The organism is Synechococcus sp. N26 (assembly GCF_900473975.1).
In the GTDB taxonomy this organism is placed as follows: Bacteria; Cyanobacteriota; Cyanobacteriia; order PCC-6307; family Cyanobiaceae; genus Parasynechococcus.
This window is the reverse complement of record NZ_UCNM01000007.1, coordinates 180,792-202,559: the sequence shown is the minus strand read 5'-3', so window position 1 is coordinate 202,559 and position 21,768 is coordinate 180,792. Positions and strand designations below refer to the sequence as shown.

28 protein-coding genes and 1 pseudogene are annotated in these 21,768 nt (G+C 63.0%); 25 read left to right on the top strand and 4 right to left on the bottom strand.

The features are described 5' to 3' along the window. Nucleotides 1-138 precede the first annotated feature (138 nt). From DXY33_RS05700 to dcd, 3 genes and pseudogenes are all read left to right on the top strand, one after another. Nucleotides 139-426: pseudogene (locus DXY33_RS05700) on the top strand (DUF3303 domain-containing protein); the annotation flags it as partial. Nucleotides 427-865: 439 nt separating this feature from the next. Beyond that, entirely contained in the window at nt 866-1,018 is a 153-nt protein-coding gene (locus DXY33_RS12260) for a hypothetical protein (RefSeq protein WP_170950958.1), read from the top strand. Between the two features lie 36 nt (nt 1,019-1,054). Next, the gene (gene dcd / locus DXY33_RS05695; protein WP_115132100.1) at nt 1,055-1,579 is read left to right on the top strand and encodes a dCTP deaminase; all 525 of its coding nucleotides are present in this window, start codon (nt 1,055-1,057) and stop codon (nt 1,577-1,579) included. Here the strand turns inward: dcd and DXY33_RS05690 are convergent. After that, the gene (locus DXY33_RS05690) at nt 1,576-1,866 is read right to left on the bottom strand and encodes a 2Fe-2S iron-sulfur cluster-binding protein (protein WP_025362165.1); all 291 of its coding nucleotides are present in this window, start codon (nt 1,864-1,866) and stop codon (nt 1,576-1,578) included. The genes dcd and DXY33_RS05690 overlap by 4 nt on opposite strands. Before the next feature lie 623 nt (nt 1,867-2,489). Here DXY33_RS05690 and DXY33_RS12255 point away from each other — a divergent pair. Next, on the top strand, nt 2,490-2,642 hold the full coding sequence (locus DXY33_RS12255; protein ID WP_170950957.1) for a hypothetical protein: 153 nt from the start codon (nt 2,490-2,492) through the stop codon (nt 2,640-2,642). On the opposite strand, the gene DXY33_RS05675 is transcribed toward DXY33_RS12255, so the two are convergent. Further along, nucleotides 2,639-2,908 carry a hypothetical protein gene (locus tag DXY33_RS05675; RefSeq protein ID WP_170950956.1) on the bottom strand — a complete coding sequence of 90 codons (270 nt, stop codon included), beginning with the start codon at nt 2,906-2,908 and terminating at the stop codon, nt 2,639-2,641. The two genes, DXY33_RS12255 and DXY33_RS05675, sit on opposite strands and share 4 nt — an antisense overlap. A gap of 34 nt (nt 2,909-2,942) precedes the next feature. Continuing rightward, nucleotides 2,943-3,416: a CBS domain-containing protein gene (locus tag DXY33_RS05670; protein WP_115132250.1), complete on the bottom strand. Its 474-nt coding sequence runs from the start codon at nt 3,414-3,416 to the stop codon at nt 2,943-2,945. 31 nt (nt 3,417-3,447) lie between these two features. Between DXY33_RS05670 and DXY33_RS05665 the strand changes: the two genes are divergently transcribed. Beyond that, nucleotides 3,448-3,984, top strand: a complete 537-nt coding sequence (locus DXY33_RS05665; RefSeq protein WP_115132097.1) for a CDP-alcohol phosphatidyltransferase family protein — start codon at nt 3,448-3,450, stop codon at nt 3,982-3,984. On the opposite strand, the gene DXY33_RS05660 is transcribed toward DXY33_RS05665, so the two are convergent. Then, complete coding sequence (locus DXY33_RS05660; RefSeq protein ID WP_115132096.1) at nt 3,953-4,873, bottom strand: NAD-dependent epimerase/dehydratase family protein; 921 nt, start codon at nt 4,871-4,873, stop codon at nt 3,953-3,955. The genes DXY33_RS05665 and DXY33_RS05660 overlap by 32 nt on opposite strands. Nucleotides 4,874-4,944: 71 nt before the next feature. Here DXY33_RS05660 and hisA point away from each other — a divergent pair, with 71 nt between their 5' ends. The 20 genes from hisA to fba all read left to right on the top strand — a co-directional run bounded on the left by hisA (nt 4,945) and on the right by fba (nt 21,716). Then, a complete protein-coding gene (gene hisA / locus DXY33_RS05655; RefSeq protein WP_115132095.1) occupies nt 4,945-5,712 on the top strand; it encodes a 1-(5-phosphoribosyl)-5-[(5-phosphoribosylamino)methylideneamino]imidazole-4-carboxamide isomerase in 768 nt (255 codons plus the stop codon). 128 nt (nt 5,713-5,840) lie between these two features. Then, nucleotides 5,841-6,209: a Fur family transcriptional regulator gene (locus DXY33_RS05650; protein ID WP_244275907.1), complete on the top strand. Its 369-nt coding sequence runs from the start codon at nt 5,841-5,843 to the stop codon at nt 6,207-6,209. Between the two features lie 68 nt (nt 6,210-6,277). Continuing rightward, the gene (locus DXY33_RS05645; protein WP_115132093.1) at nt 6,278-7,873 is read left to right on the top strand and encodes a DUF3685 domain-containing protein; all 1,596 of its coding nucleotides are present in this window, start codon (nt 6,278-6,280) and stop codon (nt 7,871-7,873) included. A 15-nt stretch (nt 7,874-7,888) separates the two neighbouring features. Further along, nucleotides 7,889-8,455: a thylakoid membrane photosystem I accumulation factor gene (locus DXY33_RS05640; RefSeq protein ID WP_115132092.1), complete on the top strand. Its 567-nt coding sequence runs from the start codon at nt 7,889-7,891 to the stop codon at nt 8,453-8,455. 64 nt (nt 8,456-8,519) lie between these two features. Next, nucleotides 8,520-9,680, top strand: a complete 1,161-nt coding sequence (locus tag DXY33_RS05635) for a F420-0:Gamma-glutamyl ligase (RefSeq protein WP_115132091.1) — start codon at nt 8,520-8,522, stop codon at nt 9,678-9,680. A gap of 37 nt (nt 9,681-9,717) precedes the next feature. After that, nucleotides 9,718-10,749 carry a hypothetical protein gene (locus tag DXY33_RS05630; RefSeq protein WP_115132090.1) on the top strand — a complete coding sequence of 344 codons (1,032 nt, stop codon included), beginning with the start codon at nt 9,718-9,720 and terminating at the stop codon, nt 10,747-10,749. Next, on the top strand, nt 10,749-11,225 hold the full coding sequence (gene ruvX / locus DXY33_RS05625; RefSeq protein WP_115132089.1) for a Holliday junction resolvase RuvX: 477 nt from the start codon (nt 10,749-10,751) through the stop codon (nt 11,223-11,225). The genes DXY33_RS05630 and ruvX overlap by 1 nt, the downstream gene beginning before the upstream one ends. Before the next feature lie 20 nt (nt 11,226-11,245). Beyond that, a complete protein-coding gene (locus tag DXY33_RS05620) occupies nt 11,246-11,800 on the top strand; it encodes a DUF3727 domain-containing protein (RefSeq protein ID WP_115132088.1) in 555 nt (184 codons plus the stop codon). Then, on the top strand, nt 11,788-12,309 hold the full coding sequence (locus DXY33_RS05615) for a YqeG family HAD IIIA-type phosphatase (RefSeq protein ID WP_115132087.1): 522 nt from the start codon (nt 11,788-11,790) through the stop codon (nt 12,307-12,309). Before DXY33_RS05620 ends, DXY33_RS05615 begins: the two co-directional genes overlap by 13 nt. Continuing rightward, on the top strand, nt 12,306-13,379 hold the full coding sequence (gene proB, locus DXY33_RS05610) for a glutamate 5-kinase (protein ID WP_115132086.1): 1,074 nt from the start codon (nt 12,306-12,308) through the stop codon (nt 13,377-13,379). The genes DXY33_RS05615 and proB overlap by 4 nt, the downstream gene beginning before the upstream one ends. 35 nt (nt 13,380-13,414) lie before the next feature. Further along, the gene (gene lpxD, locus DXY33_RS05605; RefSeq protein WP_115132085.1) at nt 13,415-14,458 is read left to right on the top strand and encodes a UDP-3-O-(3-hydroxymyristoyl)glucosamine N-acyltransferase; all 1,044 of its coding nucleotides are present in this window, start codon (nt 13,415-13,417) and stop codon (nt 14,456-14,458) included. Between the two features lie 32 nt (nt 14,459-14,490). Beyond that, on the top strand, nt 14,491-15,564 hold the full coding sequence (gene leuB / locus DXY33_RS05600; RefSeq protein ID WP_115132084.1) for a 3-isopropylmalate dehydrogenase: 1,074 nt from the start codon (nt 14,491-14,493) through the stop codon (nt 15,562-15,564). A gap of 64 nt (nt 15,565-15,628) precedes the next feature. After that, nucleotides 15,629-16,531: a phosphoribulokinase gene (locus tag DXY33_RS05595; protein WP_115132083.1), complete on the top strand. Its 903-nt coding sequence runs from the start codon at nt 15,629-15,631 to the stop codon at nt 16,529-16,531. Between the two features lie 67 nt (nt 16,532-16,598). Beyond that, a complete protein-coding gene (locus DXY33_RS05590) occupies nt 16,599-16,886 on the top strand; it encodes a hypothetical protein (RefSeq protein WP_115132082.1) in 288 nt (95 codons plus the stop codon). After that, complete coding sequence (locus DXY33_RS12665) at nt 16,874-16,996, top strand: prepilin peptidase (RefSeq protein WP_244275883.1); 123 nt, start codon at nt 16,874-16,876, stop codon at nt 16,994-16,996. Before DXY33_RS05590 ends, DXY33_RS12665 begins: the two co-directional genes overlap by 13 nt. A gap of 14 nt (nt 16,997-17,010) precedes the next feature. Further along, complete coding sequence (gene accD, locus DXY33_RS05585; RefSeq protein WP_115132081.1) at nt 17,011-17,892, top strand: acetyl-CoA carboxylase, carboxyltransferase subunit beta; 882 nt, start codon at nt 17,011-17,013, stop codon at nt 17,890-17,892. Next, entirely contained in the window at nt 17,889-18,260 is a 372-nt protein-coding gene (locus DXY33_RS05580) for a hypothetical protein (RefSeq protein WP_115132080.1), read from the top strand. Before accD ends, DXY33_RS05580 begins: the two co-directional genes overlap by 4 nt. Nucleotide 18,261: 1 nt before the next feature. Next, nucleotides 18,262-19,341 (top strand): Gfo/Idh/MocA family protein, encoded by a 1,080-nt coding sequence (locus tag DXY33_RS05575; RefSeq protein ID WP_115132079.1) that lies wholly within the window; start codon nt 18,262-18,264, stop codon nt 19,339-19,341. A gap of 110 nt (nt 19,342-19,451) precedes the next feature. Continuing rightward, nucleotides 19,452-20,519: a class I fructose-bisphosphate aldolase gene (locus DXY33_RS05570; protein WP_115132078.1), complete on the top strand. Its 1,068-nt coding sequence runs from the start codon at nt 19,452-19,454 to the stop codon at nt 20,517-20,519. A 123-nt stretch (nt 20,520-20,642) separates the two neighbouring features. Continuing rightward, complete coding sequence (fba, locus tag DXY33_RS05565; protein ID WP_114987921.1) at nt 20,643-21,716, top strand: class II fructose-bisphosphate aldolase; 1,074 nt, start codon at nt 20,643-20,645, stop codon at nt 21,714-21,716. Nucleotides 21,717-21,768: the final 52 nt, after the last annotated feature.

Sequence of the window (21,768 nt, the reverse complement as noted above, 5' to 3'; positions counted from 1 at the left end):
GCACCCACAAGGCAGTGGAGGGGGTTGAACTTTTTAGGCGGTCTGAGGTCGCCTGCACTGCGTGGCGTTAAGGATTTCAGTGCTATGAGGCGGCTTCACTTCTGAGAACAGATGCAGCTCTAAAACGTCACTTGGCAGTTCCCCGAGATCGAAGGGCAAAAGGCTGCTTACGCCAAGTTGATTGAGTACGTGGCTAGCGGTGCTGAAGGTGATCACATTGACGGCTTCGAGTTGATCAGCCGCACGCACTGCCCTCAAACCGGCAGTGGCGTCGTGATCTGCAAAGCGGAGAGCAGCATGGTTTTGTTCAAGCACTTCGCTCCCTGGCGCGCGATGTTCGGCGTGGAATTCGATATGCAGTCTGCTTTCACCGATGAGGAAGCCTGTGCATGCCACAAGGAGTTGTTCGAGATGATGGGCGCCTGACTCAGGCTCACGCTCTGAAATTGCTTTTGCGGCCCCTGCCTTGGCCGGGGGTTTTTTATTGCCTGAGCAGAGGTACAAAAAAGCCGGTCATCACACCCGGCCCTATGCGCAGATGAACCTGTCTATCGGGTGACAGGTGACGAGCAAGGGAGCTGCAGTACCCATCCCTTCACCGCCTGGTTTCACCGGTGGGGGATTGGTGGCGCGGGACGCTGCGCACAGGAGCTATACAGCTGCTTGATCAGCCGTTGGCCGGCTTGGCCAGCTTGTAGAGGTTCAAGGCGAAGAGGGCCATGCCGAAGCTGCCGAAGGCGATGAGCAGGTCTTGTGTGGTGAAGGCCACGACTCTCGTTGCAAAACTTTGTTAACTAACGTAACGTAAGCGCAGGGATGCGTCGCAAAGTCGTTCCGAGGGGGCTGTGGGCGGTCCTCTTTTTTTATGACATACCCCTTTGGTGCCATCAAGGCAGACCTCGAAAAAGCCTTCCGGCTACCCGATGCTCCACCGCTTGAGCAGCCTCAGAAGCAAGACGCTGCCGAGCTGAGCGAGTCAGAGCTGTCGACGGTTCTGTTTGAGCACCCCGGCGTCTGAGGCGTCCATACTCATGGCCCAGCAAGGGATTGACCCATGGCGGTGCTTGGGCGTCAGGCCATTCTTCAAGCGATCGACGACGGGCTGATCGCGATCACGCCCTTCAATGCCGACCATGTTGGGCCGGCATCGGTGGATCTCACCCTCGGCTCCACGTTTCGAGTGTTCCGCAAGGTGCATGAAGTGATCGAGGTTCGTGATCACACCGACTACCGCGAATGCACCGACAAGCTGGAGATCCCCGAGGGCGGCCACATCCTGATCATGCCGGGGGAGACCGTGCTGGGGATCACCCGCGAAAGGGTCAGGCTCGGCCCAGGCCTTTGCGGTTGGCTTGAGGGCCGCAGCCGCTTTGCTCGCTTGGGGCTCATGGTGCACATCAGTGCACCGTTCATGGGGCCGGGGATCGACAGTCAGCAGGTGCTGGAAATGAGCAACTTTGGTCCGGCGCCACTGGCGGTGGTGCCGGGCACGCTGATCTGTCAGTTCATCTTCCAGCGCATGGATGGTGAAGAGCACTACGCCGGCCGCTTCGCTGGGCAGAGCCAGAGCAGTTTTTAGAGGTCTTCTTCGGCTTCTCCTTTGATCTGGCAATCACTTGTGGGGTAAGCCACGCAAAGCAGGGCAAAGCCTTTGGCGATTTGTTCGTCATCCAGGAAGCTTTGATCCGATTGATCCAGAGAGCCACTCGAGAGCTTGCCTGCGCAGGTGGAGCAGGCACCAGCTCGGCATGAATAGGGCAGATCAGCACCCGCTTCTTCAGCAGCATCAAGAATGTACTGATCGTCGGCACAGGCAAAGCTCGAGGAGCCTTCCGATGTGGTGATCGTGATTTGATACGAAGCCATTGGTGCAATCAGTGCATGCATCAATCAAAAATCCAATTGGATGCCTTCGCTGATGCATTCAAGGAAGACTTCGGGATCGATGTAGCAAGTCATACTGGATTAATTCTGATGTTATTGATCACTGATTTTGCAGGTCAGATTGATTGCTGTTGAGGGTGTTTTGATTCAACCGCTCAACTCAGAAAACCCCGGTTGCACTCGGGCAAATCAGGGTTGTGGCGAGCAGCACCCAGCCCACCAGCTGAAGCCATTGCGTGAGTGGCGTTCCCATGGCTTGACAGTCGAGTGGGTCGTCCCAAAGGGGTGGTTCATCAAATTCTTCCAACAGCGAGTTGGCTTCTACTCCTTGCCAGCCAGCAGCAGTTGAATCACTTGATTTCAGATGAATCGAGTCAGGCGTTCTGCTTCCTTTCCCTGATGCCCGGTCTCGAACTTGATCGGAGGCACATCACCTGTGTCTTCGTGAAATCGTGAGATGAGCGACACAGGATTGGGCGCATCAACTACTCCGTCGTAACTCTCCTGGTTCGACGGTTGACGTATCAACTGACTCCGTTTGTTCGCACACGTTGAAAGCCAAACAAGGCCTCGCCATGGGCAACCCAGCGGCGCATGCTCGAAGCATGCAAGCCAAAACATCGGAAGCCTTAGAGGTTCTCGCGGCTGTTGTTGTCACCGCCGGCTTGGTGGCGGGCAACCTCGTGTTGTTTTCGCCGTTGCGCGTGGACAACGGCGTGCCGCCTGCCCCGGCATCGCAAACGGCGGAACGCCCTTAGCGCTTGAACACGCCGTTGCAGTCGCCTGGAGCAGGTTTCACAAAGCAGTGCCCCTCAACAGGCCAGTACCCCAGAGCTGGAAAAGTCAGGCCTTGGGCCCGGGCTTCGGCGTTAACGGCATCAACGCCTCGGGCCTGGATCAGCACGTTTCCCTCGCCATCCACCAGGTCCAGGAAATCCATTTCCTCGGTCTCGGCCGTGGGGTTGGCGTGGCCCTGCAGGGGAACAACCACCAGCACACAGGCCATGAGTAAGGGGCGCAGCATCGGCCTGGAAAGGGGGAATGAAGGATGAGTTGAATCAGCCGTCTTGATGGGAGGCGAGGGCACGCACCACGTCGCCTCTGGTGATCACGCCTACGGGACATTGGTTGCCGTCCAGCACGAACAGGCGTTGCGTGCCCCGATCATGCAGCTGGGATGCCGCCTTGGGCAGCGCTAACGCCGTATCGCAGCTGTGGGAGTCCTTGCGCATCAGATCGCTCACCTTGGTGCCGAGTACCTGGTGCACTTGCTTGTCCCAGTTCAAGGGATTGCGCAGGTAGATCACGCTGTCCAACAGCATCACGTAGGGGCCGGCATCAACACCGCTCTCCCGCACCATCAGATCTTGCTCCGTCAGCTCGCCGATCAGACGTCCCTCGGCATTCACCACCGGCAAACCACTCACGTGGTGGTCGCTGATCATCTGAACGGCTTGCTGCAACGGGGTGTCGGGCGTGACCGTCAGAACCGGCTGGGTCATCACATCAGCCACCGTCAGCTGCAGGACCATGATCAAGGTTCAGCTCCTCACATTCTGAGCGTTGTTTCTGTCTTTGCGTTCGATTGCCAACGGGCTCACCGTGGCGCGAGCCGCTGCCGGTTTCCCGCTGATCCTTGCCCTGCAGTTCGGCTGGCAGGACTGGGCCTGGTGGTTGCTGCTGCTGGCCGGGCTCAGTGATGCAGCCGATGGTTGGCTGGCCCGGTGCGCCGGGGGTGGCAGCAGCTGGGGCGCCCGCCTCGACCCCCTCACCGACAAGGTGCTGATCGCGGCACCGTTGCTCTGGCTGGCGTCGTCCGCTGTGCTGCCGCTCTGGGCGGTCTGGTTGTTGCTGGCCCGTGAATTGCTGATCTCGGGCTGGCGCTCCCAGGCCAGTGATGGCGGGCCGGCTTCGCTGTCGGGCAAAGCCAAGACGATCCTTCAGTTCCTCAGCCTGTTGCTGATGCTCTGGCCCTCCGGCTGGATCGCTGCTGCCGGGCTTCAGAGCCTGGGCTGGTGGCTGTTCTGGCCCTCCCTCGCCCTGGCTCTGAGCTCAGCTCTGGGCTACATCACGCCCCGATCAGCGCCTCGTCAGAACTGAAGTCTGGCGCTGCGGTTGGGTTCAGGGCGTAGTCGTTGCTGTAGCTGTCGGCCAGGCCATTGGCCAGGTCGAAGCTGGGTTGCCAGGCCAGTTCGCGTTCCACCCGGGTGATGTCGGTGAGGAAGTGATTGAGCCGCAGCGGGAAGGCCTTGCGCGCCTTGGGGTCCAGATCGCTGGGGTTGAAGCTGCGCAGCTCGAGGCCATCGGGATCGCGGCCGCAGGCCACGGCAGCGGAGCGGATCAGGCCCCGGAAGCTGATGCCCTGTTTGCCAGAGCAGTTGTAGATGCGATTGGCCGCAGCATCCACCTCGATGCAACGGGCCATCGCTTCCGCCAGATCCTCCACATGGCCCAGTTGGGTGATCGTGCTGCCGTCACCGGGCAGCGGAATCGGGCGGTTGTGAACGATGCGATCGAAGAACCAGCGTTCCACCGGGTTGTAGTTGCCCGGGCCATAGATGTAGGTGGGACGGAAGCTGGTAAAGGGGATGCCCTCCTTGCGCAGCCAGGCCTCGGTGTCGGCCTTGCCGGCGTGACGGCTCTGCGGATCGGTGGGGCTGGTTTCATCCAGGGGCCACTGCTCCGAATCGGCGTACACCCCAGCTGAACTTACGTACACAAAGCGATGGCTGGGGGCCCCGGTGATGGCCACCACGCGGCTGCTGTCCTCTTGCTTGCGTCCGGAGCTGTCGACGATCACATCGAAGCTGCGGCCCTGCAGCGCGCTCAGACCTTCATCGCTGCTGCGATCGCCACACAGGTGTTCCACGCCGGCGGGGACGGGGTTCTTGCCGCGGGTGAACAGGGTGAGTGCATGGCCCTGGGCCTGCAGGCGGGCCACCAGGGGCCGGCCCACGAAGCGGGTTCCCCCCATCACCAGGATCTTCATGCACTTGGGCCCGAAAAGCGCAGCCATTGAAGCGTGGCGCTGCAGGATGGAGGGTCTCTGGTCCGACCCCGATGGAGATCATTCCCGCCATTGATTTGCTCGATGGAGCCTGTGTTCGGCTTCACCAGGGGGATTACGACCAGGTGACCCGCTTCAGTGAGGATCCTGTGGCGCAGGCCCTCAGCTGGCAGAGCCAGGGGGCAACCCGTTTGCATCTGGTGGATCTCGATGGCGCCAAACGGGGTGAGCCGATCAATGACGCAGCGGTGCGGGCCATCACCGCCGCCCTCGATATCCCTGTTCAGCTCGGGGGTGGTGTGCGCTCGCTCGAGCGCGCCGAAGAATTGATCGCCTGTGGCCTGGATCGGGTCATCCTCGGCACGGTGGCGATTGAACAGCCGGAGTTGGTTCAGGAGTTGGCCCAACGCCATCCCGGCCGCATCGTGGTGGGCATTGATGCCAACGATGGCCGGGTGGCCACCCGGGGCTGGATCGAGCAGAGCGATGTTCTGGCCACCGATCTGGCCAAGCAGTTCAGTGCCGCCGGCATCGCGGCGATCATCACCACTGACATCGCCACCGATGGCACCCTCGCCGGCCCCAATCTGGAGGCCCTGCGAACCATGGCGCAGTGCAGCGCCGTTCCGGTGATTGCCTCCGGTGGCATCGGCTGCATGGCCGACCTGCTCTCGCTCCTGCCCCTGGAGCCCCTTGGTGTGACGGGGGTGATCGTTGGTCGAGCCCTCTACGACGGCCGTGTCGAGCTGGCGGAGGCCATCGCCGCGTTGGGCGAGGCAAGGCTTCAAGACGTCACCGCCGTGGCGGCAGACATCGCCTGAGCTGGCCTAGGGCCTTATGGTTAGAGAAGCAGGCACCTTCTGTGGTAATAGCAGCCGCTGGCAAGAGCAGCACGCCGTCCGCCGCGGGCAGCTTGCAGGAGGTGTTTGAGCAGTGCCGGCGGCTTGGGATGCGCCTCAGCCGTCAGCGGCGCATGGTGCTCGACCTGCTCTGGAGCGAGAAGAGCCACCTCAGCGCCCGCGACATCTTTGAACAGCTGAATCTGAGGGGCCGCAGCATCGGCCATACCTCGGTGTACCAGAACCTCGAAGCCCTTCAGTCGGCTGGGGTGATCGAGTGTCTCGACCGCGCCAGTGGTCGCCTCTACGGCTACCGCAGTGATCCCCACAGCCATCTCACCTGTCTGGACAGCGGTTTGATCGAAGACATCGACGTTCTTCTCCCCGACGATCTGTTGCGTCAGATCGAACAGCGCACCGGCTTTCGCATCGAGTCGTACACCCTGCAATTGAACGGCCGACGCACCCTGGAGAACTGAGCAGAAGCTCGTTACCTTGAGCCCAACTGTTTCGGGTTCAACCCTTGGTCTCCCCTTCGCCGGTGCGGATGTTGCTGCTCGCTCCGGATCTGCTCGGGGAGTCGCTGGCGCTGAAACTCACCTCCGCCCGGGAGGATTGGGAGGTGGTGCTTCGCCCTGAGCGCCTGACGGGTGCCCCGGCCTTGGTGATCTGGTCGATCGACACCGTGGCCTCATTGGCGTCGCTTCAGCAGGAGTTGTTCGCCCTGCAGGAGCGCTGGCAGCCCGCTCCGGTGCTGCTGCTGCTGCCCAGCGAGTTACGCCTGTCGCGGGAGCAGCTGCTGGAGCTGCCGGCGGCCGGCCTGCTGCAAAACGTTGATGCCCAGGGCCTGCAGAACGCCATCGAAACCCTGTTGCAGGGCGGACGGGATATTCGCCTGGAGGCTGCATCGGAGACTCCAAGCCAGCAGCAGACCATGGGTCTGGGCCAGTGGTTGCTGGTGAGTGGCCTGCAGCAGGTGAGCCGCGACCTGCAACGGGTGGAGGCCCTGCTCAATCCACCCCCGGAGCAGCCGTTGCTGTTCCTGCTGCTGCAGGGGCGCCGCCGCGAATTGCGCTTCGCCAAGGGCTTGCTGCTCTGGCTCTGGGGGCCACTGCAGATGGGCCTCGAGCATGCAGAACCGCTTGGCCCCTCCGTGTCCAGCGATGGATCACCCACCACCACGGCGATCAGCCTGCGAGAACGCAATGCCGTTGCCGTATGGGATGCCATCCGCGACCGCATCGATGCATCGGTTCAGGCTGGATTGACCAATTCCACCGGCCGTCTGCTGGCGATTGAGGGTCTGCACCCGGATCGCCGCCGGGAGTTGCTGCTGGCTCTGTTGCAACAACTGGATCAGGTCTTGCAGCGCCTGCGCAGCCGCCAGGACGCCACGGCGATCGCTCAGACCTGGGATTCCTTGCAGCCCGAGTTGCGCCAGCAGGCCCTCACCGCCCTGGCCGGCAGTTACGTCCAGATCCCCTGCGATGGCGAGCTGCAGCCGGTGGTGGCTTCGCTGCTCAGCCGTGCTGATCTCACCGGCGCCGACGGCGAGCTGCCCGATCCAACCGGGATGCTGGCGCCGCTGGTGGCCGATCAACCGATGCTGGTGAACGGCCTGCTGCTCCCGGCCGATGACCCCAGGGCCTTCCTACAACTGGAAACCCTGGTCAGCAATTGGCTGGTGAGAACGGCGGAACTGATTGGTGCCGAATTGCTCGATGCCTGTGGTGACTGGCCGGAGCTGCGCCGTTACCTGCTGCGGGACCCCCTCCTGGCAACCCGGGAACTCGACCGGCTCAGGAACCGCTTGAACACCCAGCTGCGTTGGGCGGATTGGGTGGAGCGCCCCATTCAGCTTTACGAAAGCCAGCGCACCCTGTTTCAGTTGCGCTCCGGTCGCATCGAACCGCTGCTGCTGACGGAGCCCCGCGACAAGGAGCTCAATCAGCTGGGTTGGTGGCAGCGGCAGGTGGCCTTACTCCTGGAAGCCCGGGATGCCCTCGCACCCCAGGTGCAGGCCCTGGTGCGCCGCATCGGCGACCTTGCCGTGATCCTGCTCACCCAGGTGCTGGGGCGCGCCATCGGTCTGGTGGGGCGGGGCATTGCCCAGGGCATGGGACGCAGCTTCGGCCGCGGTTAGGCCCCTGGGTCCACAATGGCGATCCGCTGCTTCGGCTTGATGCTTGCTTTGGTGCGCTGTCTGATCACAGTTTCGATCGCGCTGCTGCTCCATGTCGCACCATGCGCCGCTGTGTTGAACAGCGACAGCTACGACGGCAACATCTATGCCCTCTACGCCGGCAATGGCTCGTTGGTTCCTCCCGCCAGCACCCTGGAGGAGTCCCTCGCTGAGGGACGCACAGCCGTGATCGTCTACTACCTGGATGACAGCGCCGTGAGCAAACGCTTCGCTCCGGTGGTGTCGGAACTGCAACGGCTGTGGGGCCGCAGCATCGATCTGCTTCCCCTCTCCACCGATCCACTGCAGGGCCGTGAAGCGCTGGGTGCGGGTGATCCAGCCACCTATTGGTCCGGAACCATTCCGCAGGTGGTGGTGATCGGCACCAGTGGCCGGGTTGTGCTCGACCAGAACGGTCAGGTTCCCCTGGCGGCGATCAACGACGCCATCAGCGCCTCCACCGGTCTTCCCGCTCCGGATCTGGGACGCATTGACCAGGAAGGCAGCTTCAACGAAGTGAACATCGAAGTGACCGCCAACTGAGACGCCCACCGCCATGGCGCCTACGCTGCCGGCCAGTTGTCCCGGTCGCTGAGCCGGATCCGCTGTGTCGCTGCTGCTTGCTCCGCTCGGCCTAGGACTTGCTGTGGCCTGGCTGGAGCTCCGCCATCGCCTCAGGCCTGCTTCACCGTTGCGGATGACCCCGCGCGACTGGCGTGTTGATGACCTGGGCGGGCGGCTCCGCATCGAGGGTGTGCTGGAGATCAGCAACCCCCACCCCCGCATGGAGATTTTTGTGCCGGAGCTGCGGGTCGAGCCCGTGCTGCTGGGGTCCTCTGATCCCGCCGGCCTGGAGGTGACAACGCGGATCATTGCCGACCATCCCGACGAGGAGACCCGCGCAGACGGCTACTGGGCGGCCTACATCGTCAAAGGACGCAAAACCACGCGTGCCCGGGTCTCGATCGAGATCACCGGCCCGACCCCATCCGCTCGCATCGACAGCCTCTGGGTGGATGCCCACTGGGTGAATTACGGACCCTTCGGTCGCTTGCAGCGCCGTCAGGGCGTGCTGGTGCCCTTGAGCCGTCCTGAACCTCTGCAGCCCGATCAAGCTCACTTCCGCCAGGGGGAAGGCTGCCGCGTCTTGCCGCTGCGCACCCACCTGCTCGGCCCCCTGGATGACGCCATCGACGTCCTGCGCACCTACGCCGCCGATCTGGTGCAGCCCGGCGACATCCTCACCATCGGCGAGACCCCCGTGGCGGTGATCCAGGGTCGCTACCGCCATCCCAGTGAGGTGGAACCCGGCATGGTGGCGCGCCTGGCCTGCCGCGTGTTTCATCCCACCAGCAGCCTGGCCACGGCCTGCGGCATGCAGACCTTGATCGATCTGGTGGGGCCCACCCGGGTGCTGGCCGCCTGGCTGGGGGGTCTGCTGATGAAGCTGGTGGGCATCCCCGGTGGCTTCTATCGCCTCGCCGGTGACCAGGCCCGCTTGATCGACGACATCACCGGCACCACACCGCCCTATGACCAGACCATTGTTCTTGGTCCATCCCGGGCTGAGCAGTTCTGTCGTGATGCTTCTGCCGAACTCGGGGTCGACGTTGCCATCGTCGACGTCAACGACCTCGGCCGCGTGAAGGTGCTGGCCTCCAGCCCCGGCTGTGATGAGGGCTTGCTGGGCCGGGCCCTGCGTCCCAATCCCGCCGGCAATGCCGATGAGCGCACCCCCCTGGTGTTGGTGCGGCCAGGCCTGGAATGAGCGATACATTGTGAGCAGTTGGGGTTGAGGGTGTCCTGTGACAGAACCCAAGACCACCTCCATCCGCATTGAGCCCCTTAATCCGGCCCACCTGGCCCAGTGGGTTCAGGACGCGCCGATCGATCAGCTTTCACGCTTTCAGGGTTTTCTGATCGGTGAATGGCTCTCCAGAGTTGAGCAACGCTTTCCCGATCTGCTCCCCAGCCGTTCGCCCCGTTGCCTGATCGCCCTCGCGGGAGATCGCCCGGTGGCCAGTGTGGTGGCCCGGCCGTTCAACCGCCGCGGCAGCTGCTGGATCCTTCGTCTGCCGGAGCTGCTGGGCCCGCTGGACGATCACAGCCAGCGCACCATTCAGCAGTCCCTGCTTCAGCAGGCTTTGCAGTCGTGGACGGCCCAGATCTGCAGCTGGGTGATCCGCTGCCCGGCCACCGATGCCGATGCCATTGCCCTGCTGCGGGAGCTGGGCTTTCAACCGCTTCGTCCGTATCAGTGCTGGTGTCCACCAGGGGCTGGGGTTGATCCAAATGGCACCGATCCGTTGCCAGGGGGTCTGCGCTGGGCGGCTTTGAACCGCCGCACCGCCCAATTGCTCTGGCCGATCGAGCAGGGCGGCAGCCACAGCCACCTGCGTCAGATCACCGACCGCCATTGGCTGGATCTGCTGGACCGCAACGGCCCCGGCTGCGGCGTGCTGATGGCTGGAGATGCTGTGTTGGCCGGCTGCATCCGCCTTCCCGATGCGGGAGAGGCAGGGTTCCTGGAACTGATGCGCGACGTCGCCTGGGATCCCCGGCTGGATCAGGCCCTTCCCCAGGTTTTGAACGGGATCCTTCAGCGCGGCCGCCCCCGCGGGCTGCTCACGGCCTTTGACGATGCCCCCCTCGGCCGGATCCTGGAGGCGGAGGGCTGGACCCGCGGCGACGAGCAGCTGCTGCTCGGACGCAGCATGTGGCGGCGTCAGTCACCCCAGCGCAACCTGCAGCTGACCCGATCGCTCGATCAGGTGCTGGGCCGATTGCGGCCTCAGGGCACACCTTTGCCCACACCAAGCCTGGGTGATCGGCACTGATGCGGCCGCGTCCCTGTTCGATCCTCAGCCTCGATGTGGGCCGGCGGCGCATCGGCCTGGCCGGCTGCGATGCCCTGGGCATCAGCGTCACGCCCCTCGCTGCCCTGCGTCGTGGTCGCTTTGATGCGGATCTGGTCGTTCTGCGGGCCCACTGCCGTGAACGGTCGGTGCAGGGGCTCGTGGTGGGCTTGCCCCTGGATGCCGCGGGCCAGCCCACGGCCCAGGCGGAGCATTGCCAGCGTTACGGCCTGCGCCTGGCTGCCGCCCTCGATTTGCCCTTGGCCTGGGTGAATGAACACAGCAGCACCTGGGCGGCCGGTGAACAGTTCGGGCTGACGGGCGATCGCAGCGGACGTCTGGACAGTGCAGCTGCTGCCCTGCTGCTGGAGCAATGGCTGGCGGAGGGTCCGGAGCTCAAACCGGCCCAACAGAGTGCGTCAAGGTCGGGCGCCGGGGCGGGCGATGGTGGATCCTGAGCCCAGTCAGAGCCGCGTCGATGTCTGAGTCGGGCCCCGGTAAGAGCAGCGATCACCCCACCCTGCTGGTCCGCGACCGCGAGGGCCATGACCTGCTGTGTTTCCTCGAGCATCTGATCCCCATCGAGGGGCAGGACTACGCCCTGCTCTCGCCGGTCGACACACCGGTGTCGCTGTTTCGGCTCAATGACGATGCAGAGCCGGTGCCGATTACGGAAGTTGCCAGCAGCGAGCCAATTCTCTCGGTGGCTGATGTGGTGCTCCAGGAGCACGACTTGGTTTTGGTGCGATCGGCGATCACCCTCACCGTCAGTGGCGAACTGGAGGAGCCGGATCAGGACGAGCTCGACGAGCTGGAAGAGGACGACGATGTTGATGAGGACGCCGAGACTTTTGAGCTGCTGGTGAGCTTCATGGTCGACGCGGAGGAATACGGTCTCTACATCCCCCTCGATCCCTTCCTGGTGTTGGTGCGGATGGTGGATGGCCAGGCGGTGCTGCTGAGCGAGGATGAGCTCGACCGCGTTCAACCCCTGATTGAGGCGGAACTGGAGGAGCGTGAATGGCCGGATTGACGGCACAGCACTGGCTGACCCCCGATTGGGATCCCCACCTCACCATTGCCCAGCTTTCGTTGCCCCACCTCACGGCCCACGGCCTGAAGGCCGCCGTCATCGACGTCGACCGTACCCTTCTGCCCGGTCGTGACGTAACCCTGCCAGGGCCGGTGCGCGACTGGCTGGTTGATGCCGGCCGCCGCCTGCAGTTGCACCTGTTCAGCAACAACCCTTCCCGCGATCGGATTGCGGCCGTGGCTGATCAGCTGCAGGTCAGCTTCACCTTTGGTGCCGGCAAGCCCCGCCGTGGCGCCCTGCGCAGCGTGGTTCGCGATCTCGCGCTGCCCCCGGAGGCGATCGCGATGATCGGCGACCGCCTTTTCACGGATGTGATCTGCGGCAACCGAATGGGGCTTTACACGGTGTTGGTTCGACCGGTTCGAGACGACGGCAAGCCCTGCCGCCATGACCGGGTGCAGCGGTTTGAACGCGCCATGGCCCGCGTGATGGGGGCGCCTTCAGCATGACCCTTTGGGTCGTGAAAATCGGCACCAGCCTGCTTCGGGGGGAGACCGCCACCACGATTGATGGCTACGCCCGCTGCTTCGCAGGGGCCATGGACCGCGGTGACCAGGTGGTGCTGGTCACCAGTGGTGCCGTTGGGCTGGGCTGTCAGAAGTTGGCCCTCACCAACCGACCCGACACGGTGGTGGCCCTGCAGGCGGCTGCGGCCATCGGCCAGGGCGCGCTGATGGCGCTGTACGAACGGGCCATGGAACGCCATGGTCGTTCCGTGGCGCAAGTGCTGCTGACCCGCTCCGACCTGGCCGATCGCCGTCGGTATCAGAACGCTTCGGGCACTTTGCGGCAGCTGCTGAGCTGGGGGGTGCTGCCGGTGATCAACGAGAACGATGCCCTCTCGCCGGCGGAGTTGCGCTTCGGCGACAACGACACCCTCTCGGCGTTGGTGGCTGCCGCCCTTGAAGCCCAGCAACTGATCCTGCTCACGGATGTTGATCGCCTTTATTCCTCGGACCCGCGGGTTGATGCCAACGCCGAACCGATCTCGGATGTTCGCCACCCCCGGGAGTTGGACTCCTTGGAACAGGGGGCTGGAGTCGGGGGGCGCTGGGGCACCGGGGGCATGACCACGAAGCTGGCGGCAGCCCGCATCGCCACCGCCAGTGGCATCACCGTGCAGCTCGCCGATGGCCGCGACACCGCTCGCCTCGAGGCTTTGTTGCAGGGGGAACGGGGGGGGACGGTGTTCCATCCCCACCCCGAACCCCTGGGCAACCGACGCAGTTGGCTGGCCCACGTGCTTCAGCCTGAGGGTGAACTGCAGCTGGATGCGGGGGCCTGTGCTGCCCTGCAGCACCGTGGTGCTTCTCTGCTGTTGGTGGGTGTGACGGCGGTGCGGGGTGAGTTCGCCGCTAATCAACCCGTTCAGTTGCTGGACCCCGATGGGGAGGACCTGGGCCGTGGGCTCTGTTCGATGGACAGCGACCAGTTGCGGGCCGCGATGAATGACCCATCACCGGGGGAGTCCTCCCCGGTGGTGGTGCATCGCGATGGTCTGGTGCTTCGCAGCCGTTAACCACGTCTACGATCCGCCGGACTGCCCTGGCCTCCATGCGTTTCAGCACCCTGATCAAGGTTTTGCAGACCGGTGATGCAGGCCTGCGTTGGAGCCAGCCGGGCTTGGACCCATGGCTTGAGGGTGCCGCTTCACTCGATCAGGCCTCAGCCGCCCAGCTCAGCTTTCTGGAGAAGGGCAATGCCCTGATGGCGGCTTTGGGCGCCAGCGGCGTGGGTGCCCTGTTACTGCCCGACCAACAGGATCTGATTGATCTGGCTTCGCAGCGTGGCATCGCATTTGCGGTCTTCGCGGATCCGCGTCTGGCCTTTGCTGAAGCCCTCGATCAGTTGCATCCCCGCCGCCGGCCCTTGGCGGAGATTCACCCTTCGGCGGTGATCGATGAACGGGCTGTGGTGGGCCCCGGCACAGCGGTGGGCCCGCGGGTCTGCATCGGGGAGGGAAGCCGTCTTGGTGCCGACTGCATCGTTCATCCCGGGGTGGTGATCTACGACAACGTGGTGGTGGGTGATGGCTGTGAGCTGCACGCCAATGCCGTGCTCCACCCCGGCAGCCGTCTCGGGCGGGGCTGTGTGGTGAACTCCAATGCCGTCGTCGGCTCCGAAGGGTTCGGCTTTGTGCCGACGGCCAAGGGCTGGCGAAAAATGCCGCAGACCGGCCAGGTGGTTCTTGAAGACGGCGTTGAGGTGGGTAGCGGCACCACCATTGATCGCCCTTCCGTCGGCGAGACCCGCATTGGTGCCGGCACCAAGATCGACAACCTGGTGCAGATTGGCCATGGCGTCACCACCGGCCGTGGCTGCGCCTTCGCCTCCCAGGTGGGCATCGCCGGCGGCGCCCACATCGGCCAGGGGGTGATCCTGGCGGGCCAGGTGGGGGTCGCCAATCGTGTTGTCGTCGGCGATCGCGCCATCGCCAGCTCCAAGACTGGTATTCACGCTGATGTGGACCCCGGAGCGGTGGTGAGTGGTTTCCCCGCGATTCCGAATCGTCTCTGGCTGCGATGTGCCACCACCTTCAGCAAGCTGCCGGAGATGGCCAAGACCCTGCGGGAGCTCAAGCGGGACACCCCTCAGTAACCTCAGCGGTCGACCTGCCGCACCGCACCGTCATGGCTCAGCACCGCGTTGTTCTCCTGCCCGGTGATGGCATCGGCCCCGAGATCACCGCTGTCGCCCGTCAGCTGCTGGAGGTGGTGAGCCAGCGCCATGGCTTTTCGTTGAGCTTTGAAGAGCATCCGATCGGTGGCAGCGCTATCGATGCCACCGGTGAGCCGTTGCCCGCCAGCACCCTCGAAGCCTGCAAGGCAGCCGATGCGGTTTTGCTCGCCGCCATCGGCAGCCCCCGTTTTGACAGTCTTCCCCGAGAGAAACGCCCCGAAACCGGCCTGCTTGGCCTGCGCGCCGGCATGGAGCTGTTTGCCAATTTGCGGCCGGTGAAGATTGTTCCGGCCCTCATCGATGCCAGCAGCCTCAAGCGTGAGGTGATCGAGGGGGTGGACCTGATGGTGGTGCGGGAACTCACCGGGGGGATCTACTTCGGTCAGCCCAAGGGACGCATTGAGACCGAGGGGGACGAGCGCGGCTTCAACACCATGACCTACTCCGCCTCGGAGGTTGATCGCATCGCGAAGGTGGCCTTTGAGATCGCCCAGGAGCGGCGGGCCCGGCTCTGCTCGGTGGACAAGGCAAATGTGCTCGATGTGAGCCAGCTTTGGCGGGACCGCGTGGATGCCATGGCGCCCAGCTACGGCGCTGTGGAGGTGAGCCACATGTATGTGGACAACGCGGCGATGCAGCTGGTGCGTGATCCCCGCCAGTTCGATGTGCTGCTCACCGGCAACCTCTTCGGCGACATCCTCAGCGATGAGGCTGCGATGCTCACCGGCTCCATCGGCATGCTGCCCTCAGCCTCCCTCGGCAGTGAGGGCCCTGGTTTGTTTGAGCCTGTGCACGGTTCAGCTCCCGACATCGCCGGTCAGGACAAGGCCAATCCCATGGCCATGGTGCTGTCGGCCGCAATGATGCTGCGCATCGGCCTCAAACAGGCCGCGGCTGCCGATGATCTTGAGGCCGCTGTGGATGCCGTTCTGGCCGGTGGCTTCCGCACGGGTGATCTCATGGCAGAAGGCTGCACCCAGCTGGGTTGTCGCGCTATGGGTGAGCAATTGCTCAAAGCTCTGTAAGCCAGAGATTGGTGCAATCGGGCCCTGATCTGGCAGGATCGCCGGGCCCGTAGTCCCTGCGTCGATGTCGAAGCGTCATCCGGTTGTCGCTGTTACCGGTTCTTCCGGAGCTGGAACCAGCACCGTCAAGCGCGCCTTCGAGCACATCTTTGCGAGGGAAGGCATTACCCCTGCAGTGGTGGAAGGCGATAGCTACCACCGCTACGAGCGGATGCCCATGAAACAGGCCATGGCGGATGCCCTGGCCAAGGGTGAGAACTTCTCCCACTTCGGCCCTGAGGCCAACCTCTTCGACAAGCTCGAGGAACTGTTCCGCACCTATGGCGAAACCGGTGCTGGTCAGAAGCGCTACTACCTCCACAGCGTTGAAGAAGCGGCTGAACACAACGCTCGTCTTGGCGTCAACCTTGAGCCGGGTCAGTTCACGCCTTGGGAAGACATCCCGACCGGCACTGATGTGCTGTTCTACGAAGGCCTCCACGGCGGTGTGAAGGGCGAGGGTTACGACGTTGCCGCCCTGGCCGACCTCCTGGTGGGTGTGGTGCCGATCACCAACCTTGAGTGGATTCAGAAAATCCACCGCGACAACGCTGAGCGTGGTTATACCGCTGAAGCGATCGTTGACACGATCCTGCGCCGGATGCCTGATTACATCAATCACATCTGCCCGCAGTTCAGCCAGACCGACATCAACTTCCAGCGTGTTCCCACCGTGGACACCTCCAACCCCTTCATCTGCCGGAACATCCCGACCCCGGATGAAAGCTTCGTGATCATCCACTTCCGCAAGGGTGCTCGTGAGAAGTGGGGGATCGACTTCGGTTACCTGCTGAACATGATCCACGATTCCTTCATGTCCAGCCCCACCAGCATCGTGGTGAACGGCGGCAAGATGGGCTTCGCGATGGAACTTATCCTCACTCCGATCATTCACCGCATGATCGAAGAGAAGAACAAGCTCAGCTGATCGCTTCTCCCACCAACAATCGTCTCTACAATGGGCCCATCTGAGTGATCAGGTGGGCTCTATTTCTTTGTCAACGCCCTCCTTTGAAATCCGCGGAGCCTCGGGGGCGCCCTCGACGCCCCGCTGGGATCGCATTGACAGCCGCTCGCTGATCGCCCAGGCCCGTCGCATTTATTTCGCCTATCTCTCCAGCACTCCTGCGGGGCAGGAGCCTCTCGGTGTGGTGGTGGATCCGCAGGAACCCGATGGCCGCGTGGTCTTCGAGACCCCTGTTCTTCTGCCGGACGAAGAGTTCATTGCCATCGATCTGATCCGGGGACGCACGAGCCGCGGTCGGACCCGATGGAAGGGTTGATCCTGGCTTGGGCCGGCCTGCTGGGCGCCTGCGTCGGCAGCTTCACCAACGTGGTGGCCTGGCGCTTGATTCCCCGGCGTCGATTCCCAGTCCGGCTTTTAATGGTGTGAGCTGACAGCTCTGTGTGTCTCTGTTCGATTGGTTTGCTGATCGCCGCAAGGGTCAGTACGTCGCCAACATCAAGCAGGAACCCGATGAAGGCGATGGGCTGTGGAGCAAATGCCCGGAGTGTGGTCAGGTCGTTTATCTCAAAGACCTGAAACTCAACGCCAGTGTTTGCGCCAACTGCGGCCATCACCACCGGATCGACAGTGCTGAACGCATCGCACTGATTGCGGACCCCGACAGCTTCCAGGTGCTGAATGCGGATCTGTCACCGGTGGATCCCCTCGGATTCAAAGACCGGCGCGCCTACGCCGACCGGCTGAGGGAAAGTCAGGCCTCAACGGGGCTACGGGATGGTGTCGTCACCGGGCTCTGCCGGGTGGAAGGCATCCCCATGGGTCTGGCAACGATGGACTTCCGCTTCATGGGGGGATCGATGGGCTCGGTGGTCGGGGAGAAAATCACCCGTCTGATCGAGGAGTCCACCGCCCGCAAGCTGCCGCTGCTGATCGTTTGTGCCTCCGGCGGTGCCCGGATGCAGGAGGGGATGCTCAGCCTGATGCAGATGGCGAAGATCTCCGGAGCGCTGGAACGCCACCGCGAAGCCGAGTTGCTCTACATGCCCTTGCTCACCCACCCCACCACGGGGGGTGTGACCGCCAGTTTCGCCATGCTGGGCGATCTGATCCTGGCGGAACCGAAGGCCTTGATTGGTTTCGCTGGGCGCAGGGTGATCGAACAGACCCTGCGGGAGAAGCTGCCCGACAATTTCCAGACGGCTGAATATCTGCAGGAGCACGGCTTCGTGGACACGATCGTTCCCCGCACCCAGCTGCGCTCCACACTGGCCAATCTTCTGCGCCTGCACGGCTGCAAACCGATGGAGCTCACCAGCGCATGATCCGAGCTGGTTGCGTTCTGATCCTGGCCTTGGTCTGCTGGGTCGCCCCCGTGCTGGCGGGTCCCGTGGAATGGATCGAGGTGCCTGCCACTGACGCGGGCCAGCAGTGGTGGGATCGCGGCAGTGTGCGCATCGATCGGGATGGATACCGAACCGTGCTCAGCCGCTTCACTCCAGCGGCCACTGAAGAGGGAGATCAGCCCTCCGGCGAGCTCTATGTGATGCAGCTGGACTGCTCCCAGGAGCTGTATCGCGACAAACAGGTGAATGGTTTGCCGCGTTTTCGTGCCCAATGGCAGCCTGCCGGCGATGACGGGCTGATCACCTCCGTGATTGAGGCTGTCTGCACCGAACCCCTCTCCAGCTGAGATGTCCCCACAACCCCTTGGTGTTGCCGTCGCCGGTCTCGGCTTCGGGGAGAAGGTGCACCTGCCGGCCCTTGCGGCAGCGACTGATCTCGAGGCAGTGGCGCTTTGGCACCCGCGCCAGGAGCGCTTGGATGCCGCCACGGCCGCCCATGGCTTGAAGGGATTCAGTGACTGGGATGCCCTGCTGTCTGATCCCGCGGTGGACGCGGTGATCATTGCCACCCCACCGGCTCCTCGCTTCGACCTGGCCCGCCGGGCCCTGGAGGCGGGCAAGCATCTGCTGCTGGAAAAGCCCATCGCGCTGAATGCCGATCAAGCCCGCGAGCTGCAGCGGCTGGCCCTGGCACGGGGACTGTCGGTGGCTGTTGACTACGAATACCGCGCTGTTCCCCTGTTCATGCAGGCCGCACGCCTTCTGCAGGCCGGTGCCGTCGGCACGCCCTGGCTGGTGAAGCTCGACTGGTTGATGGGCAGCCGTGCCGATCCCCAGCGCGGCTGGAACTGGTATGCGCAGGCGGATCAGGGCGGCGGTGTGATCGGAGCCCTCGGAACCCATGCCATGGACATGCTGGCCTGGCTGATCGGTCCCCTGGGGGCCGTTCAGGCCCTGAACAGCGTTTCGATCAAGCAACGCCCCCACCCAGAGGGTGGCCTGGCCGCCGTGGACGCCCCCGATGTGTCGCTGCTGCAGACCGTGGCCCATTGGCAGGGGAGGCAGGACCTGCCGGTGCCGGCGCAGGTCAGCCTCAGTTCCGTGTCGCGCAACGGTCGCGGGTTCTGCCTGGATGTGGTGGGGTCGTCGGGATCGCTGCTGCTCAGCAGCACCAATCAGAAGGACTACGTCCACGGCTTTGAGCTTCAGCACGCCCCGCTCGGTGAGCCCTTCCGCGCCGTTCAAGCCGATGCCGATTTCGCCTTCCCTGAAACCTGGTCGGATGGCCGCATCGCCCCTGTGGCCAGGGTGCTGGGCTGGTGGGCCGAGAGCATCCGCAGTGGGCGACCGATGCTGCCTGGACTGGCCGAGGGCGTGGCCAGTCGTGTGGCCTGCGACCAAGCACAGACGTCACTTGCTCACAACTGATTGCGCCAAATGATGCAATCTCTTGGTTCCAATTTGAAGGCGTTTTTGTAACTCAAGTCAATTGGTTTGTCGCTTCAGATCGAAGAATTGCTTTCCAATGAATCGACCCCATGGCTCTGGCGGATTACTCCTCGGAACTGATGGCTACAGCCCAAGCCCTAGCCGCTCCTGGTAAGGGGATCTTGGCTGTTGACGAATCCACCAAGACAATTGGTAAACGTCTCGGCTCAATCGGTGTCGAGAACACGGAAGCGAACCGTCAGGCTTACCGCGGAATGCTCTTCACCACAGCAGGCTTGGGTGAATTCATCAGCGGCGCCATTCTGTACGAAGAGACCCTGTTCCAAAGCCACGCCGATGGCGAGTCGATGGTCGACAAATTGGGCAAGCTTGGAATCATCCCCGGCATCAAGGTTGATAAGGGCCTGAGGCCCCTGGGTGGAGCCAATGCCGTCGAGACTCTTTGCACTGGCCTTGATGGGTTGGTTGAGCGTGCTGCCGACTACTACGCCCAAGGTGCACGCTTCGCTAAGTGGCGTGCTGTGCTGCAGATCACGGCAGATGGCTGTCCTTCAGCGCTCTCCATTCGCGAAAACGCTTGGGGCCTTGCCCGTTATGCCCGCTCTGTTCAGGAATCAGGTTTGGTGCCGATCGTGGAGCCCGAAATCCTGATGGACGGCAATCACAGCATCGAAACCACAGCTCGTATCCAGGAGCATGTGATTCAGGAGGTTTATCACGCTTGTCACGCCAACGGTGTTCTGCTCGAAGGCACTCTTCTGAAGCCTTCCATGACCGTTCAAGGGGCTGATTGTGCAGAGAAGGCCGATCCAGCAAAAGTTGCTGCCATGACGGTGCGAACCCTTGAAAGAAGTGTTCCTGCCAGTGTCCCCGGCATCGTGTTCCTCTCCGGAGGCCTGAGTGAAGAGGCCGCCTCGGTTTACCTCAATCACATGAACAGCATTGAGCGCAAAGCCAAGTGGAACCTGGGTTTCTCCTATGGCCGTGCTCTTCAGCACTCCTGCCTCAAAGGCTGGGCTGGTTCCAACCTGGAAGCTGGTCAGAAAGCCCTGCTTGCAAGAGCTCAGGCCAACTCTGAAGCTTCTCGAGGTCAGTACTTGCCTGGATCACAGCCTTCCTCGGATGAGCAGCTGTTTGTCGCTGGTTACACCTACTGAATCGGATTTCACCAAGCTCTGTCGTTCGTTCAACAGGGCTTGGTGACAATTGGAACACAACTAGGTAAAGTCGTCGCCCGGCGGAGTCTTATCCGTCAAGGTTCTCCGTTTCAGACTTTTCCTATGGCGCTCGTTCCGCTTCGGCTCCTGCTCGACCACGCCGCTGAAAACGGCTATGGCATTCCTGCGTTCAACGTGAACAATCTGGAGCAGGTCCAGGCCATCATGGAAGCGGCTGACGAGACCGACAGCCCTGTGATCCTCCAGGCTTCCCGCGGAGCCCGTAGCTACGCCGGTGAGATCTTCCTGCGTCACCTGATCCTGGCCGCGACTGAGACCTATCCCCACATCCCTGTGGTGATGCACCAGGACCACGGCAACGCTCCTGACACCTGCTACTCCGCTGCCATCAACGGCTTCACCTCCGTGATGATGGACGGTTCCCTGGAAGCCGACGCCAAGACTCCCGCCAGCTACGACTACAACGTCAACGTCACCAAGCAGGTGGTGGACTTCGCTCACTCTGTGGGCGTGAGCGTTGAGGGTGAGCTGGGTTGCCTGGGCTCCCTGGAAACCGGCAAGGGTGAAGCCGAAGACGGCCACGGTTTCGAGGGCGAGCTGTCCAAGGACATGCTGCTCACCGATCCCGCTGAGGCTGCCGACTTCGTCGCCAAGACCAAGTGCGACGCCCTGGCCATCGCCATCGGTACCAGCCACGGCGCTTACAAGTTCACCCGCAAGCCCACGGGTGAAGTGCTGGCCATCAGCCGCATCGCTGAGATCCACAAAGCCATTCCCAACACCCACCTGGTGATGCACGGCTCCTCCTCCGTTCCGCAGGAATGGCTGGAGATGATCAACAAGCACGGTGGTGCCATCCCCGAGACCTACGGCGTTCCCGTCGAGGAAATCCAGGAAGGCATCCGCAACGGTGTGCGCAAGGTGAACATCGACACCGACAACCGTCTCGCCTTCACCGCTGCTGTGCGTGAAGCGGCCATGGCCGATCCTTCCAACTTCGACCCCCGCCACTTCAACAAGCCTGCTCGCAAGTACATGAAGCAGGTCTGCCTGGACCGTTACCAGCAGTTCTGGGCTGCTGGCAACGCCAGCAAGATCCAGCAGCAGAGCATCACCTACTACGCCGGCCTCTACGCCAAGGGTGCTCTTGATCCCAAGGCTGCCGTCGCTGCCTGATCATCATGATCAATTGATCTATCGACGGGGGGCCGAAAGACCCCCTTTTTTT